Source organism: Microbacterium pratiae (assembly GCF_047302165.1).
In the GTDB taxonomy this organism is placed as follows: domain Bacteria; phylum Actinomycetota; class Actinomycetes; order Actinomycetales; family Microbacteriaceae; genus Microbacterium.
Genome location: NZ_CP154843.1, coordinates 2,970,352 through 2,984,505, shown reverse-complemented (window position 1 = coordinate 2,984,505; position 14,154 = coordinate 2,970,352). Strand labels below are relative to the sequence as shown.

Annotated in this window: 11 protein-coding genes; 7 read left to right on the top strand and 4 right to left on the bottom strand. The window is 71.0% G+C overall.

Annotated elements, in window-relative coordinates:
- Window positions 1–13: 13 nt before the first annotated feature.
- Window positions 14–730 carry a deoxyribose-phosphate aldolase gene (deoC, locus tag AA0Y20_RS14235; protein ID WP_412935541.1) on the bottom strand — a complete coding sequence of 239 codons (717 nt, stop codon included), beginning with the start codon at window positions 728–730 and terminating at the stop codon, window positions 14–16.
- A gap of 93 nt (window positions 731–823) precedes the next feature.
- On the opposite strand from deoC, the gene AA0Y20_RS14230 reads away from it, so the two are divergent.
- The 3 genes from AA0Y20_RS14230 (at window position 824) to AA0Y20_RS14220 (ending at window position 5,713) form a co-directional block, all read left to right on the top strand.
- Window positions 824–1,036 (top strand): heavy-metal-associated domain-containing protein, encoded by a 213-nt coding sequence (locus tag AA0Y20_RS14230; protein WP_412935539.1) that lies wholly within the window; start codon window positions 824–826, stop codon window positions 1,034–1,036.
- Window positions 1,036–3,330, top strand: a complete 2,295-nt coding sequence (locus tag AA0Y20_RS14225) for a heavy metal translocating P-type ATPase (RefSeq protein ID WP_412935536.1) — start codon at window positions 1,036–1,038, stop codon at window positions 3,328–3,330. The genes AA0Y20_RS14230 and AA0Y20_RS14225 overlap by 1 nt, the downstream gene beginning before the upstream one ends.
- 229 nt (window positions 3,331–3,559) lie before the next feature.
- A complete protein-coding gene (locus AA0Y20_RS14220) occupies window positions 3,560–5,713 on the top strand; it encodes a DEAD/DEAH box helicase (RefSeq protein WP_412935533.1) in 2,154 nt (717 codons plus the stop codon).
- A 79-nt stretch (window positions 5,714–5,792) separates the two neighbouring features.
- Here the strand turns inward: AA0Y20_RS14220 and AA0Y20_RS14215 are convergent, their stop codons facing one another.
- Complete coding sequence (locus tag AA0Y20_RS14215; RefSeq protein WP_412935531.1) at window positions 5,793–6,332, bottom strand: hypothetical protein; 540 nt, start codon at window positions 6,330–6,332, stop codon at window positions 5,793–5,795.
- Between the two features lie 185 nt (window positions 6,333–6,517).
- On the opposite strand from AA0Y20_RS14215, the gene AA0Y20_RS14210 reads away from it, so the two are divergent.
- Window positions 6,518–7,546: a 6-phosphofructokinase gene (locus AA0Y20_RS14210; protein WP_120264870.1), complete on the top strand. Its 1,029-nt coding sequence runs from the start codon at window positions 6,518–6,520 to the stop codon at window positions 7,544–7,546.
- 77 nt (window positions 7,547–7,623) lie between these two features.
- Here the strand turns inward: AA0Y20_RS14210 and AA0Y20_RS14205 are convergent, their stop codons facing one another.
- Window positions 7,624–9,015, bottom strand: coding sequence for a threonine/serine ThrE exporter family protein (locus AA0Y20_RS14205; RefSeq protein WP_412935528.1), 1,392 nt, complete (start codon window positions 9,013–9,015; stop codon window positions 7,624–7,626).
- Window positions 9,016–9,168: 153 nt separating this feature from the next.
- Here AA0Y20_RS14205 and AA0Y20_RS14200 point away from each other — a divergent pair, with 153 nt between their 5' ends.
- Both AA0Y20_RS14200 and thrC read left to right on the top strand, forming a co-directional pair.
- Window positions 9,169–10,455 carry an aspartate kinase gene (locus AA0Y20_RS14200; protein WP_412935527.1) on the top strand — a complete coding sequence of 429 codons (1,287 nt, stop codon included), beginning with the start codon at window positions 9,169–9,171 and terminating at the stop codon, window positions 10,453–10,455.
- A 95-nt stretch (window positions 10,456–10,550) separates the two neighbouring features.
- Complete coding sequence (thrC, locus tag AA0Y20_RS14195) at window positions 10,551–11,954, top strand: threonine synthase (protein WP_412935525.1); 1,404 nt, start codon at window positions 10,551–10,553, stop codon at window positions 11,952–11,954.
- Window positions 11,955–12,108: 154 nt separating this feature from the next.
- Here thrC and coaBC read toward each other — a convergent pair whose 3' ends face one another.
- Window positions 12,109–13,320 carry a bifunctional phosphopantothenoylcysteine decarboxylase/phosphopantothenate--cysteine ligase CoaBC gene (gene coaBC, locus AA0Y20_RS14190; RefSeq protein ID WP_412935523.1) on the bottom strand — a complete coding sequence of 404 codons (1,212 nt, stop codon included), beginning with the start codon at window positions 13,318–13,320 and terminating at the stop codon, window positions 12,109–12,111.
- Window positions 13,321–13,390: 70 nt separating this feature from the next.
- Between coaBC and AA0Y20_RS14185 the strand changes: the two genes are divergently transcribed.
- The gene (locus AA0Y20_RS14185; protein ID WP_412935521.1) at window positions 13,391–14,107 is read left to right on the top strand and encodes an NRDE family protein; all 717 of its coding nucleotides are present in this window, start codon (window positions 13,391–13,393) and stop codon (window positions 14,105–14,107) included.
- Window positions 14,108–14,154: the final 47 nt, after the last annotated feature.

Here is a 14,154-nt window from a genome sequence, read left to right as displayed (position 1 = left end):
AGCCCGCGGGGAGTCAGTACGACGACTCGTCGACGGCGCCCGTGGCCTCGTCGCCGGCCTCGAGCCGGCGCGCTTCGCCGAGGATCGTCGCGCTGCCGCTCGTGCCGAGGCGCGTGGCGCCAGCGTCGAGCATCGCGACGGCGTCGGTGAAGCTGCGCACGCCGCCGGAGGCCTTGACCTGAACGGCCTCGCCGACGTTCTCGCGCATCAGGCGGACGTGGGCGACCGTGGCGCCTCCACCGGCGAAACCGGTCGAGGTCTTGACGAAGTCGGCTCCGCCGGCTTCGGTCAGCCGGCTGCCGCGCGCGATCTGCTCGTCGTCCAGCAGGCTGGTCTCGAGGATGACCTTGACGATCTTGCCTTCGGCGGCGTCGACCACGGCGCGGATGTCGTCGACGACGACGTCATCGAATCCGGAGCGCAGTGCCGCGATGTTGACGACCATGTCGAACTCCGATGCTCCGTCTGCCGCGGCCTGCCGAACCTCGGCCACCTTCGCGGCGGTGGAGGTGGTGCCGTGGGGAAAGCCGATGACGGTGCCGACGGCGACGCCGGTGCCTGAAAGACGCGAGACGGCATGGGGGATGTCGGAGGGTCGCACGCACACGGAGAAGACCCGCCATTCGGCGGCGATGTCGAGCTCGGCATCGACCTGCTCGCGGGTCAGCTCGGGCTTGAGGATGGCGTGGTCGAGGGTCGCGGCGAGCTCGCGCTCGGAGATCGTGGACATGGTTTCAGCGTACGCCGTCCCGGTGTCGGGGCCTCGACGGGAATACCCCAGGGGGGTATCGTGGTTGACGTCGCTGAACGAAAGAGGAGCATCATGACGACTCAGACCTACTCCGTCGAGGGCATGACCTGCGGCCACTGCGCCGCGGCGGTGACCCGCGAGCTCGGACTCGTCCCGGGCGTCTCCGACGTCGACGTCGACGTCGACGCCGGCACGGTCGCGGTCACAGCCGTGCAGCCGCCCGACGACGACGTCGTCTCGGCCGCTGTCGCCGAGGCCGGCTACACGGTGACCGGACGCCGCTGATGTCCGCCGACACCGCCGGGCGCGACAGCAGCCACGCCGTCCTCGACATCGAGGGGATGACGTGCGCGAGCTGTGTCGCCCGCGTCGAGAAGCGGCTGCAGCGCCTGGACGGTGTCCACGCGTCGGTGAACCTCGCCACCGAGTCGGCGCGCGTCGAGCATCCCGCCACCGTTTCGGTCGACGACCTCGTCGCGGCCGTCGGCGAAGCGGGGTACACCGCCCGGGTCCGTGCTCCGCGCGGGCGCCCGCAGCGACCCGCGCACGAGCACGACGACCACGCGAGCCACGAGGCCGCCGGCGGTCACCAGCACGACGTCGAGGACGTGCCGGGGCGGACCACGCTGCGCACCCGGCTGATCTGGGGCATCGTCCTCGCGGCGCCCGTCGTCGTGCTCGGAATGGTTCCGGCGTGGCAGTTCCCCGGATGGCAGTGGGTGTCGCTCGTCCTCACCGCCCCGGTGGTCTTCTGGGCCGGGTGGCCTTTCCATCGCGCGACGTTCGCGAACGCGCGACACGGCGCGCTGACGATGGACACCCTCGTGACCCTCGGCACCTTCGCCGCCTTCGCCTGGAGCCTGTGGGCGGTGCTGTTCGGGTCGGCCGGGCGCATCGGCATCCGTCACGACGTCGTCCTCTTCGGCCCCGTGCACGACCCGACCTCGCTCGTCTACTTCGAGGTGGCCGCGGCGGTGACCGTGCTCATCCTGCTCGGTCGGTACATCGAGCAGCGGTCGCGGCGACGTGCGGGGGCCGCCTTGCACGCGCTGCTCGAGCTCGGAGCGACCGACGTCGAGCTGCCGGACGGTCGGCGGGTCGGCATCGAGACGCTCCGAGAGGGCGACGAGTTCGTCGTACGCCCCGGGGAGAAGGTCGCCACCGACGGCATCGTCGTCGACGGTGCCGCGGCGATCGACGAGAGCATGCTCACCGGTGAGTCGGTGCCGGTCGACGTCGGCCCCGGTTCGGAGGTGACCGGCGGCACGATCGCCTCGGGCGGACGTCTCCGGGTGCGCGCCACCTCGGTCGGCGATGAGACCCGTCTCGCGCACCTCGCGCGCCTCGTGGACGAGGCACAGTCGGGAAAGAGCCGCGTGCAGCGCCTCGCCGACCGTGTCTCCGCGGTGTTCGTGCCCGTCGTCATCGTCGTGGCCGTGCTGACCCTCGTCGGCTGGATCGTCGCCGGCGCGCCTGTGGCGGCGGGCTTCACCGCCGCCGTGGCGGTGCTCATCATCGCCTGCCCGTGCGCCCTCGGACTCGCGACGCCCATCGCCGTCCTCGTCGGAACGGGTCGTGGTGCCGAGCTCGGCATCCTCATCACCGGTCCCGAGGCCCTCGAGGCAGCCGAGCGTATCGATGTCGTCCTCATGGACAAGACCGGCACGCTCACCGAAGGACGGATGTCGGTCGCGTCGGTCGTCACCGCCGACGGCGTCGACCGCGACGACGCGCTCCGGGCGGCTGGCGCCGTCGAGTCCGCGTCCGAGCACCCGATCGCGCGCGCGATCGTCGCCGCTGCTGGAGCGGTGCCCCCGGTCTCGCAGTTCACGGGAGTCGCCGGCGGCGGTGTCAGCGGCCGGGTCGACGGGCGGGAGGTCACCGCGGGGAGCATGGCGTTCGCCACCGACCGCCTCGCGGCCCCGAGCCCCGAGCTCGACGCTGCCGCTCGCGACGCTGCGGCATCCGGGGCGACCGTCGTCGCCGTCGGCTGGGACGGTGCGATCCGGGCGGTCATCGCGGTGTCGGACCGTGTCCGCGACGACGCCCGCGAGGCCGTGGCGCGTCTTCACCGCACCGGAGCATCCGTCGTCCTGGTCACCGGGGACAACGCCGGGGCCGCGGCAGCGGTGGCTCGCGAGCTCGGCATCGACGAGGTCGTCGCCGACGTCCGGCCCGAGGGCAAGCTCGACGAGGTGCGACGTCGCCAGGCAGCGGGGGAGCGGGTCGCGATGGTCGGCGACGGTGTCAACGACGCGGCCGCACTCGCGGCCGCCGACCTCGGCATCGCGATGGGCGGCGGCACGGACGCCGCCAAGCACGCCAGCGACATCACCCTGACTGCGGGCAGCCCCCGCGCCGTGGCCGAGGCCATCGAGCTCAGCCGTCGCACGCTCGGCATCATCCGCGGGAACCTGTTCTGGGCCTTCGCTTACAACGTCGCCGCCGTTCCGCTCGCGGTCGCCGGACTGCTCAACCCGATGGTCGCCGCGGCCGCGATGGCGTTCTCGAGCGTCTTCGTCGTAATCAACAGCCTGCGGCTGCGATCGGCGCTGCGGCCGGCGCGGCGGAACGCATAGTCGGCCCCCGACCACGACGTGCCCCGCGGCCACCTCGCGGGGCACGTCCGTCGTGGCATAGAATGGTCGGCGGGGACATCGTCGGGTTCGACGCCGCAGCTCGCTGAAGCGAGTGCCCGCGGCCGGCCGGCGCGATCGCCCTTCGCTCGCATGACGCCTCGGTGTCCGTCCGAGCGGCACCCGTACGTTCCGTCACGACGGAATCCCGGCAATCAGGCTCAGGAGGAGCATGCCGACCATGGCCACCGCCGCAGCGACCGCCAACCGCCGACGAAAGTCCTCGTCCGCCCGACGCGACGACGACGCGCCCTTGATCCCGATCCTCGCGCGCAAGGTGCGCGAGGTCGAGGCCAAGGCGCAGCGCGGCAAGCTCGGACCGACCAATCGCGTGAAGTTCCAGGTCATCGCGTTCCTGGTGCGCGAAGAGCGTGCGCGGGTGAAGGCCGACGAGAACATCTCGACCGCCGCCCGGGCAGAGCTGCTCAAGCGGCTCGACGGAGTCGCGACCATCCTCGCGAAGACGGCCGCGCGAGACACGTCGCTCATCCAGCTGCTCGAGGTCGACCAGGCGACGTCGCCGGTCGCGAAGCGCATGCGGCGCGATTGGCTGCTCGAGTCGGGCGCCGAGCTGCCCGAGGACGAGCTGATCATCACCGACATCGTGCCCGTGCAGGCGCCCGTGGTCCCGGCGGCACTCGCCGAGCGCCAGGTGACTCCGCCGCAGGTACTGGCACGTCGCGAGTCGAATCCGTTCCTCGCCCCCGACCCCGAACTGCACAAGCCCCACGACACCCCGCGTCGCCGACTCGACGGCTGGGAGCTGATGGGCCCGCTCTACAAGGCGTTCGAGTCCGGTGCCGGCGGCTCGGCGGCTTCGATGGACCTGCCCCCGGTGCCCGAGTTCGACCGCCTGTCGCCGAAGGGCCTCGAGATCATGCCGCACCAGTCGCGGTTCCTCGAGGCGGTGCGCGACGGTCACCGCTCGTTCCTGCTCGCCGACGAGCCGGGGCTCGGCAAGACGGCGCAGTCGGTGCTCGCGGCATCCGTCGCCGGCGCCTACCCGCTGCTGGCCGTCGTGCCGAACGTCGTGAAGATGAACTGGGCCCGCGAGGTCGAGCGCTGGACGCCGCAGCGTCGCGCGACGGTGATCTCGGGCGACGGCGATCAGATCGACGCCTTCGCCGACGTCTTCATCGTCAACTACGAGGTTCTCGACCGTCACCTCTCGTGGCTCGGGTCCATCGGTCTGCGCGGCATGGTCGTCGACGAGGCCCACTTCATCAAGAACCTCGGCTCGCAGCGTTCGCAGAACGTGCTCGCTCTCGCGGGACGCATCCGCGAGCAGGTGCGCGACCCGCTCATGCTCGCCCTGACCGGAACCCCGCTGATCAACGACGTCGAGGACTTCGACGCCATCTGGCGGTTCCTCGGATGGACCAACGGCGAGAAGCCGGGGCCTGTCCTCATGGAGCGACTCGACGAGACCGGCCTGACGCCGGCCGACAAGGCCTTCTATCCCGCTGCTCGCGACGCCGTCATCTCGATGGGCATCGTGCGCCGCAAGAAGAAGGACGTCGCCGCGGACCTTCCCGACAAGCTCGTCGCAGATCTGCCCGTGCAGCTCGACGACGAGTACGGCCGGTCGATCCGCCAGGCCGAGCACGAGCTCGGCGAGCGTCTGGCCGCGCGATACCGCCGCATCATCGAGGCTCGCGGCGACCGGGTGCTCATCGGCGAGGCCGACTCCGACATCGTGCGCCTCGTCGCGACACAGGAGCTCGAGGAGTCCAAGGCCGCGGGCACCGGTGCTGAGAACGTCTTCACGATGGTCCGCCGCATCGGTCAGGCGAAGGCCGTGCTGGCTGCCGACTATGCGGCCCAGCTGCAGCGCTCGGTCGGCAAGGTCGTGTTCTTCGCCAAGCACATCGACGTCATGGATGCCGCGGAGGCCCATTTCGCGGCCGCCGGGCTGCGGACGGTGTCGCTGCGCGGCGACCAGAGCGCCACGGCGCGTCAGGACGCGATCGATGCGTTCAACAACGAGCCCGACGTCGCCATCGCGGTGTGCTCCCTGACGGCGGCCGGCGTCGGCGTGAACATGCAGGCTGCCTCGAACGTCGTGCTCGCCGAGCTGTCGTGGACCGCGGCCGAGCAGACGCAGGCGATCGACCGCGTGCACCGCATCGGTCAGGAAGAGCCCGTCACCGCGTGGCGGATCATCGCCGCCCACACCATCGACACGAAGATCGCCGAGCTCATCGACTCGAAGCAGGGGCTCGCGGCCCGCGCGCTCGACGGTGAGGCCGTGGATCCCACCTCGAGCGACTCGGTGCAGCTGTCGGCTCTCATGCACCTGCTCCGTCAGGCGCTGGGCGCCGACTGAGCTCCATCCGCCGGAAACGGCCCGGCCCGGTTCGATCTCCGAACCGAGTCGGGCCGTTGTCGTCTCCGCGCCGACGTGGTCAGGACGCCGTGGGGTACGTCCTCGCAACCGCCCAGAACTCGTCCGACGGCTGGATGAAGCGGTAGTCGAAGGTCGAGCCGTCGACGAATGCGAACCGGACCACGACGGCGCCGCCCTGGGCGCGCTTGCCGGTGTCGGTGATCGAAGCGATGTCCGCTCGCGCGACGCTCTGCACGAGCTCGGCCGGCGGCTGGGTTCCGGTCATCCCGAAGTCCCACCACGTGACGCGGTGGTCGCCGAGAGCGAGGATGCGGAGGTCGGCGTCTCGCGACAGACCGGCGGCGATCGAATCCGCACCGCCCGACACATGCTGGGCCCCCGCGATCGTGTTCTGCGCCGCCGAGAGGGCCGCGCTGCGGATGACGCCTTCCGCCGACATCACGCCCGCCGTGCCGCCGCGCGTGTAGGCGGCGGGAAAGCACCGGGTATGGGCGAGGACGACATCCGCCGCGTCATCGTTCGCGGCGGCGATCTCCGCGATGTAGTCGGGCTCGGTGCCTCCGAAGGCTGCGGTCAGGCGGTTGATGAGTCTGCGCATCATCCGATCGTGTCGCAGCCTCGGTTCCGTGCCAAGCTCGATCGATCGAGCGCCGCGTCGGACGCGAGCCCGGTCGCCGGGGTTCTCCCGGTGCGCTCGCCTGGCAGCACCCGCGCCGCGACGATAGTCTCGACTCCAGGCAGCGTCGCCACACTCCACCCTGAGCAACAACGAAGGATCTCCCCATGAAGATCGGCATCCTCACGAGCGGCGGCGACTGCCCCGGACTCAACGCTGTCATCCGAGGCGTCGTGCTCAAGGGCACCACCTCGTACAACATCGAGTTCGTCGGCATCCGCGACGGCTGGCGCGGCGTCGTCGACGGCGATTTCTTCCCGCTCACGCGCCACGAGGTGAAGGGCCTGTCTAAGGTCGGCGGCACCATTCTGGGAACCAGCCGCACGAACCCGTACGAGGGCCCCCGCGGTGGTGCCGAGAACATCGCCGCGACGCTCGACAAGCACCGCATCGACGGCATCATCGCCATCGGCGGCGAGGGCACGCTCGCCGCGGCCAACCGCCTGGCGAACGACGGCATCAACGTCCTCGGCGTGCCGAAGACGATCGACAACGACCTGAAGGCGACCGACTACTCGTTCGGCTTCGACACGGCCGTCAACATCGCGACCGACGCCATGGACCGTCTGCGCACGACGGGTGACTCGCACCAGCGCTGCATGGTCGCCGAGGTCATGGGCCGTCATGTCGGCTGGATCGCTCTCCACGCCGGTATCGCCGCCGGCGCCCATGTCATCTGCATCCCCGAGGTGCCGATGTCGATCGAGGAGATCACGGCGCAGGTCACCAAGGCCTTCGACCGCGGCCGCGCGCCGCTCGTCGTCGTCTCGGAGGGGTTCAAGCTCACCGGCCAGGACGAGGCCTACAGCGACAAGGGCCTCGACGCGTTCAACCGTCCGCGCCTGGGCGGCATCAGCGAGGTGCTCGCACCCGAGATCGAGCGCCTGACCGGCATCGAGACGCGCGCGACCGTGCTCGGCCACATCCAGCGCGGCGGCTCGCCGTCGGCGTTCGACCGCGTGCTCGCCACGCGCCTCGGTCTCGCGGCAGCGGACGCGCTCGTCGACGGCGCATGGGGCCAGATGGTCTCGCTCAAGGGCACCGACATCGTCCGTGTCTCGTTCGACGAGGCCCTCGGCGAGCTGAACACCGTCCCGCTCTACCGCTACGAAGAGGCTGCCGCCCTGTTCGGCTGATCCTCGACGTCGTCACGGCCGCGTCCGCGGCAGGCCTCGCGCCTGCTTGCGACGCGGCCGTCTGGCGTTTCGGACGGTCAGCGCACCCGCGCCCGCGTACGAATGACGGATCCGAGCGACGCGCGGAGCGGCTGACCCAGGTAGATGCCGAGCGACGCGCCGACAGCCAGGGCGATCCCGACGGTCGCGGCCGCCGCGAGGGTGCTGAACCCCGTCAGCAGGGTCGCGGGGCTGTCACCGGATTCGACCACTCCGAGGAGCCCGCGGAACACCGCGGCTCCCGGGACCATGGGGAGGATCGCCGCCGTCGTGATCGCGACGGACGGCACGTGCAGACGATAGGCGGCGAGGATGCCGACGAGGCTGCCGACGAACGCCCCGACGCCGCTCGCCGCGGCCGTCTCGAAGCCGACCGAGGCCGCCGCGACGTAGCCGAGCCACGCGACCACGCTGAGAGCGACGCTGACGACGATGATGCGGAGCCCGGCTCCGTTGATGACGGCGACTGCGAGAGCGATCAGTCCCGCACCGAGGAACTGCAGCGGCACGGGGCCGAGGGGCAGCGCCTCCGTCGGCGCCTCGAGCCCTAGTCCGACGACCCGGGCGGTCTCGATGCCGGCCAGGATGCCGAGGACGACGCCGAGCGTCTGCGTCACGAGCTCGAGGATGCGGCCCATGGCTGTCAGCGCGAACCCGTCGATGGCGTCCTGGGCGGCACCGACCACCGTGAGGCCCGCGAGCATGAGCACGATGCCGGACGCGACGATCACGGAGGGCCGCATGGTCATGGCGGCCTCCCACCCCGTCGCGCGCAGAAGCGGCGAGGCCGCCGCGACGATCGTCAGCACGAAGGCACCGGCGATCTGGCTGAAGAAGAACGGAACGCGCGCCCGGCCCAGCAGGAACTGGGTGACGGCCGCTGAACCTGCGGCGAGGAACGACAGGAGGATGACGAGCCAGTTGGCCCCGAACATCACCGCCACGCCGACCGCCAGCAGTGCCTGCGCGGAGACCGCGACGGGCTGGTGGTAGCGGAACGGGGTACGGCGGATGCCGCGGAAGCGGAGGGCGGCGGCATCCCAGGGGAGGCCCGCCCGGATCTCGGTCACGAGCGCCTGCAGCCGCTGCAGACGCGCGTGGTCGGGTGCGGCACCGCGGACCACGCGCATGAGGGTGATGGGCCTGTCGTCGCCGCTGCGATGGTGCGCGACGGTGATCGAGTTGTAGGTCACGTCGACGTGCACGGGGTCGAGTCCGTACACACCGGCGACCCGCACGATCGTCAGCGTCACCTCGCTCGCGGGCGAGCCCGCGACGAGCATCGTCTCGCCGAGCCGGATCGCGAGATCGAGCACCCGCACGGCGAACGCGTCGTCGATCACCGGGAGCATCTCCGTCACCGGGCCGCCGGCCGGATCCGAGGTGTGGACGAGCGCATTCAGCGCCGTGAAGAGCGAGCGGCGTCCCATACGTTCCAGCCTAGGTCCGCGCGTCCTCGGTCGCGCCTGCGGAGGGGCGTCACATGGCGCTGCGCGCATGGGACGCTCCGTAAGATGGTCCGGTGGGCGCGGCATCCGGGCGCCCGTAGCAATCGCGCCGGCACCGGCATCCGGGAGTCCCACATGGCATTGATCGTGCAGAAGTACGGCGGGTCGTCCGTCGCCGACGCGGAGAGCATCAAGCGCGTCGCGAAGCGCATCGTCGACACCCGTCGCGCCGGTCACGACGTCGTCGTCGCGGTGAGCGCCATGGGCGACACCACCGACGAGCTGCTCGATCTCGCGAACGAGGTCGCACCGATCCCGGCTCCCCGCGAGCTCGACATGCTCCTCAGCTCGGGCGAGCGGATCTCGATGGCTCTCCTGGCCATGGCCATCCATTCGATGGGCTTCGAGGCGCGGTCGTTCACCGGAAGCCAGGCCGGCATGATCACGGATGCCACGCACGGCGCGGCGCGCATCGTCGACGTCACGCCAGTACGACTGCGCGAGGCCCTCGACGAAGGCGCGATCGTCATCGTCGCGGGGTTCCAGGGGTTCAACCGAGACACTCGCGACATCACGACGCTCGGCCGTGGCGGCTCCGACACGACCGCTGTCGCCCTCGCCGCAGCGCTCTCGGCCGACGTCTGCGAGATCTACAGCGACGTCGACGGCATCTACACCGCCGACCCGCGCGTCGTGCCCAAGGCCCGCAAGCTCGGCGTCGTCTCCGCGGAGGAGATGCTCGAACTCGCCGCGAACGGTGCCAAGGTCCTCTACATCCGTGCGGTCGAGTACGCCCGCCGTCACGGTGTCATGATCAACGCCCGGTCGACGTTCAGCTCGGGATCCGGCACGTTCGTGCTCGGGCCCGGGATGACGCTGCCCGAAGGCCGAAAGGAAGAAGAGATGGAAGAGCCGATCGTCGCGGGCGTCGCCACCGACCTCAGCCAGGCCAAGATCACCGTCATCGGCGTGCCGGACGTACCGGGCAAGGCCGCCGAGATCTTCAAGATCGTGGCGAAGTCGGGTGCGAACGTCGACATGATCGTCCAGAACGTCTCCGCCGCCGCGACGGGGCGCACCGACATCTCGTTCACCCTGCCCAAGACGGATGCCACGCTCGCGCTACGCGCCCTCGCGGGTGAGCAGAACGAGGTCGGGTTCGAGAGCCTCGTTCACGACGATCAGATCGGAAAGCTGTCGGTCGTCGGGGCGGGTATGCGCACGCACTCCGGCGTCTCCGCCACGCTGTTCGAGGCGCTCTCGAACGCGGGCGTCAACCTCGAGATGATCTCGACCTCCGAGATCCGCATCTCCGTCGTCGTCCGTGGCGACGAGCTGGCCGAAGCCGCCCGCGTCGTGCACACGGCATACGGGCTCGACGGCGACACGGAAGCCGTCGTCTACGCCGGCACCGGTCGCTGAGACCCGTCCGGCTGTCGACGCCCGCGTCGTCGCCGGGCAGGTGAGGCACCTGCGAGAATCGAAAGCCGTCCCCGACCCGTCACCGAGGAGCCCGCGTGCTGTACATCTCGACCCGAGGCGGCGCTGAGCCGCTGCCGTACTGCGACGCGCTCCTCGAGGGGCTCGCGACCGACGGCGGCCTGGCCGTGCCGCAGGAGATGCCGACCGTCGCGCCCGAGACTCTCGAGCGCTGGCGCGCGCTGACCTACCCGCAGCTGGCCACCGAGGTGCTCGGGCTCTTCGCGACCGACATCGAGCGCGACGATCTCGCGCGCATGACCGAGGCGGCGTACGCGCCCTTCCCGGACGCCGTCGTGCCGCTGCGGCGCATCGGCGGCGGGATGACGCTCGTCGGACTCTCCGAGGGGCCGACGCTGGCCTTCAAGGACCTGGCGATGCAGTTCCTCGGGCAGGTCGTCGAGCACGCACTCGAGCGCACCGGCTCCGTGCTGAACGTGCTGGGCGCGACGTCGGGCGACACCGGCTCGGCTGCGGAGTACGCGCTGCGCGGCAAGGAGCGCATCGCGGTCTTCATGCTGTCGCCGCAGGGGCGGATGAGCCCGTTCCAGCGGGCGCAGATGTTCTCGCTCGACGAGCCCAACATTCACAACATCGCGATCGAGGGCGTGTTCGACGACTGCCAGAACCTCGTCAAGGAGCTCGCGGGCGACCTCGATGTCAAGCGCGAGCTGCACCTCGGCGCCGTCAACTCGATCAACCTCGCCCGCATCACGGCGCAGGTCGTCTACTACTTCTGGGCCTGGCTGCGCGCCACCGATGCCGACGGCCACGCCGAGGTCTCGATCACGGTGCCCTCGGGCAACTTCGGCAACATCCTGTCGGGGTTCTACGCGCGCGAGATGGGTCTGCCGATCCGTCGGCTCGTGCTGGCCGCGAACGAGAACAACGTGCTCGACGAGTTCTTCCGCACAGGCGTCTACCGCCCCCGCTCTGCGGCGCAGACGCTGCAGACCTCGAGTCCGTCGATGGACATCTCCAAGGCGTCGAACCTCGAGCGGTTCATCTTCGAGCTGGTCGGTCGTGACCCCGAGCGGGTCGTCGCGGCCTGGCGCGAGCTCGAGTCGCAGGGCTTCGCCGACTTCTCCGCCGACCTCGCCCGGTTCACCGCCGAGTTCGGGATCGTGAGCGGCACCTCGACGCACGCCGACCGCCTCGCGACCATCCGTGAGGTCTACGAGGGGACGGGCGAGATCATCGACCCGCACACCGCGGACGGCGTCACGGTCGCTCGGGAGTATGTCGAGCCCGGTGAGATCATGCTCGTCCTCGAGACGGCGAAGCCCGAGAAGTTCGCCGAGACGATCCGCGAGGCCATCGGCGTCGAGCTGACGTACTCCGACGAACTGCAGGCCATGCTCGACGCGCCCCAGCACGTCGTCGACCTGCCCGACGACGCCGCTGCGCTGACCGACTTCATCCGCGAGCGCGCCCTGAGCTGACCCCGCCGCCGCCCCGCCGCGGCGTGCCGGTGGCGATACATCTGCAGGACCGGTGGTGCTGGTGTCGCCTCCGCGTGGCTCTGAGCGCGCGTGGGCACCACGCATCCGACGGATGTATCGCGCCCGGCCGGGGTGAAGGCCAGGCGGTGAGGCGTCAGCTCGCGGCGCGGAGCGCGACGATCGCGTCCCAGATCGCGCGCGCGACGGCGTCCTTCGGGCCGGAGGCTTCGGCGACGACCGCTCCGCCGTCTCCGATGACGGCGACGGCGTTCTCGCCCGACCCGAATCCGGCATCCCACCCGACCTCGTTCACGACGAGCAGGTCGACGCCCTTGCGGTCGCGCTTGCGGCGGGCGCGCTCGAGGAGGTCGGAGTCGGCGGTCTCGGCGGCGAACCCGACGACGGTCTGACCGTCTCGGCGGGAAGCGGCGAGCCCGGCGAGGATGTCGTCGTTGGGTACGAGCGCGATCGTCTCGAGCGGGCCGTCCTCTTTCCGCAGCTTGTGCTCCGACACTCGTGCGGCCCGATAGTCGGCGACGGCCGCGACCATGACCACGACGTCGGCGGTGGTCGCGGCATCCGACATCGCCGCGCCGAGCTGAGCCGCGGTCTCGACGTGCCGGATCGTGATGCGCGGGTGGGCCGCGGCGGCGTCGAGGACTCCCGCATCGACGGATGCCGCGACGAGCGTCACCGTCGCGCCGCGCCGTGCCGCCTCGACGGCGATCTCCGCCCCCTGGCGCCCGCTCGATCGATTGCCGAGGAAGCGCACCGGGTCGAGCGGCTCACGGGTGCCCCCGGTCGAGACCGCGATGTGCAGGCCTTCGAGGTCGGCGGGGGCGGGGGAGACGAGCGCGAGCGCCGCCGCGACGATGTCCTCCGGCTCCGACATGCGGCCCGGGCCGCTGTCGCCGCCGGTCAACGGGCCGTCCGCGGGACCGACGATCAGCACGCCCCGTTCGCGCAGGGTGACGATGTTGGCGGTCGTGGCCGGGTGGCGCCACATCTCCGTGTGCATCGCGGGCGCGATCGCGACGGGCGCGGTGGTGGCGAGGAGAGTCGTGCCGAGCAGATCGGATGCCAGGCCCGCGGCCATCGAGGCGATCGTGTTCGCCGTCGCGGGCGCGACGATCACGAGGTCGGCGCTCTGCCCGAGGGACACATGCCGCACGCGGGCCACGTCGTCGTGCACCGACGTCGTGACGGGATTGCGGCTGATGGCCTCCCATGTCGTGAGGCCGATGAAGCGCAGCGAGTCGTCGGTCGGGATGACGTGGACGTCGTGCCCCTGCTGCACCAGCAGCCGCACGAGGTGGACGCTCTTGTAGGCGGCGATGCCACCGGTGACCCCGACTACGATGAACATGCCCCCGATCCTCCCACGGCCCCGGGCGGGTGCGCCGAGCGACCGTCGGGTGCCGAGAGCGAGTAATCCCATGTGCACCGTCGTCATCCAGGTGCCCGCTGACCCGAGCCGTCCGGTTCGGCTGCTGGCCGTCCGCGACGAGGACCCGTCGCGCGCGTGGGACCCCGTCGGCCCCTGGTGGCCCGACGCCTTCCCCGATGTCGTCGGCGTGCGTGACCGCCGCGCCGGAGGTGCGTGGCTCGCCGCCGACCCGGCCGCCCGTCGACTCGCCGTCATCCTGAACCGAGCCGACGTGCTCGCGGACGACGCGCCCGCGCTCACGCGTGGCGGCATCGTGCTGGACGCGGTCACCGGACGCCCTCCCGTCGGCGCCCCGCCCACACACGGCTTCAACCTCGTCGACGTCTCGGCCGAGGGGGTTCGCGTGTCGATGTGGGATGCGGCGACCCTGCGAACGGTCGATCTCGGACCCGGGACGCACATGATCGCTCACGACGACGTCGACGATCCGCGGACGGCGCGCATCCGCCGCTGGCTGGGGGAGTTCGCCGCAGCCGCGCCGGAACTCGATCGCGCGAACAGTCTGCAGCCGTGGCTCGACGTGCTCCAGGACACCGCAGCCACCCCCGCGACCGACGACGCGGCGATCATCCGCGACAACCGACCGTACGGCGTCCCGACCCTGTCGCTGCTCGTCTGCACCGCTTCGGTCGGCGTCGACGGCGTCGAGCTCGCCTACGGTGCGCTGGCTGTGCCGGGGGAGTGGAACCGTCCCGAGATGGCGTGAATCGCGCGGTCATCGGCTGTCACGTGCGCCGGGACGCCGTCGCCGCG

What these genes read in the sequence shown, in the direction of transcription:
- AA0Y20_RS14215 (WP_412935531.1), bottom strand. Translation starts at nt 6,332, where the DNA reads ATGCGCAGACTCATCAACCGCCTGACCGCAGCCTTCGGAGGCACCGAG.
- AA0Y20_RS14230 (WP_412935539.1), top strand. Translation starts at nt 824, where the DNA reads ATGACGACTCAGACCTACTCCGTCGAGGGCATGACCTGCGGCCACTGC.
- AA0Y20_RS14210 (WP_120264870.1), top strand. Translation starts at nt 6,518, where the DNA reads ATGAAGATCGGCATCCTCACGAGCGGCGGCGACTGCCCCGGACTCAAC.
- coaBC (WP_412935523.1), bottom strand. Translation starts at nt 13,320, where the DNA reads ATGTTCATCGTAGTCGGGGTCACCGGTGGCATCGCCGCCTACAAGAGC.
- AA0Y20_RS14205 (WP_412935528.1), bottom strand. Translation starts at nt 9,015, where the DNA reads ATGGGACGCCGCTCGCTCTTCACGGCGCTGAATGCGCTCGTCCACACC.
- AA0Y20_RS14200 (WP_412935527.1), top strand. Translation starts at nt 9,169, where the DNA reads ATGGCATTGATCGTGCAGAAGTACGGCGGGTCGTCCGTCGCCGACGCG.
- AA0Y20_RS14185 (WP_412935521.1), top strand. Translation starts at nt 13,391, where the DNA reads ATGTGCACCGTCGTCATCCAGGTGCCCGCTGACCCGAGCCGTCCGGTT.
- deoC (WP_412935541.1), bottom strand. Translation starts at nt 730, where the DNA reads ATGTCCACGATCTCCGAGCGCGAGCTCGCCGCGACCCTCGACCACGCC.
- AA0Y20_RS14220 (WP_412935533.1), top strand. Translation starts at nt 3,560, where the DNA reads ATGCCGACCATGGCCACCGCCGCAGCGACCGCCAACCGCCGACGAAAG.
- AA0Y20_RS14225 (WP_412935536.1), top strand. Translation starts at nt 1,036, where the DNA reads ATGTCCGCCGACACCGCCGGGCGCGACAGCAGCCACGCCGTCCTCGAC.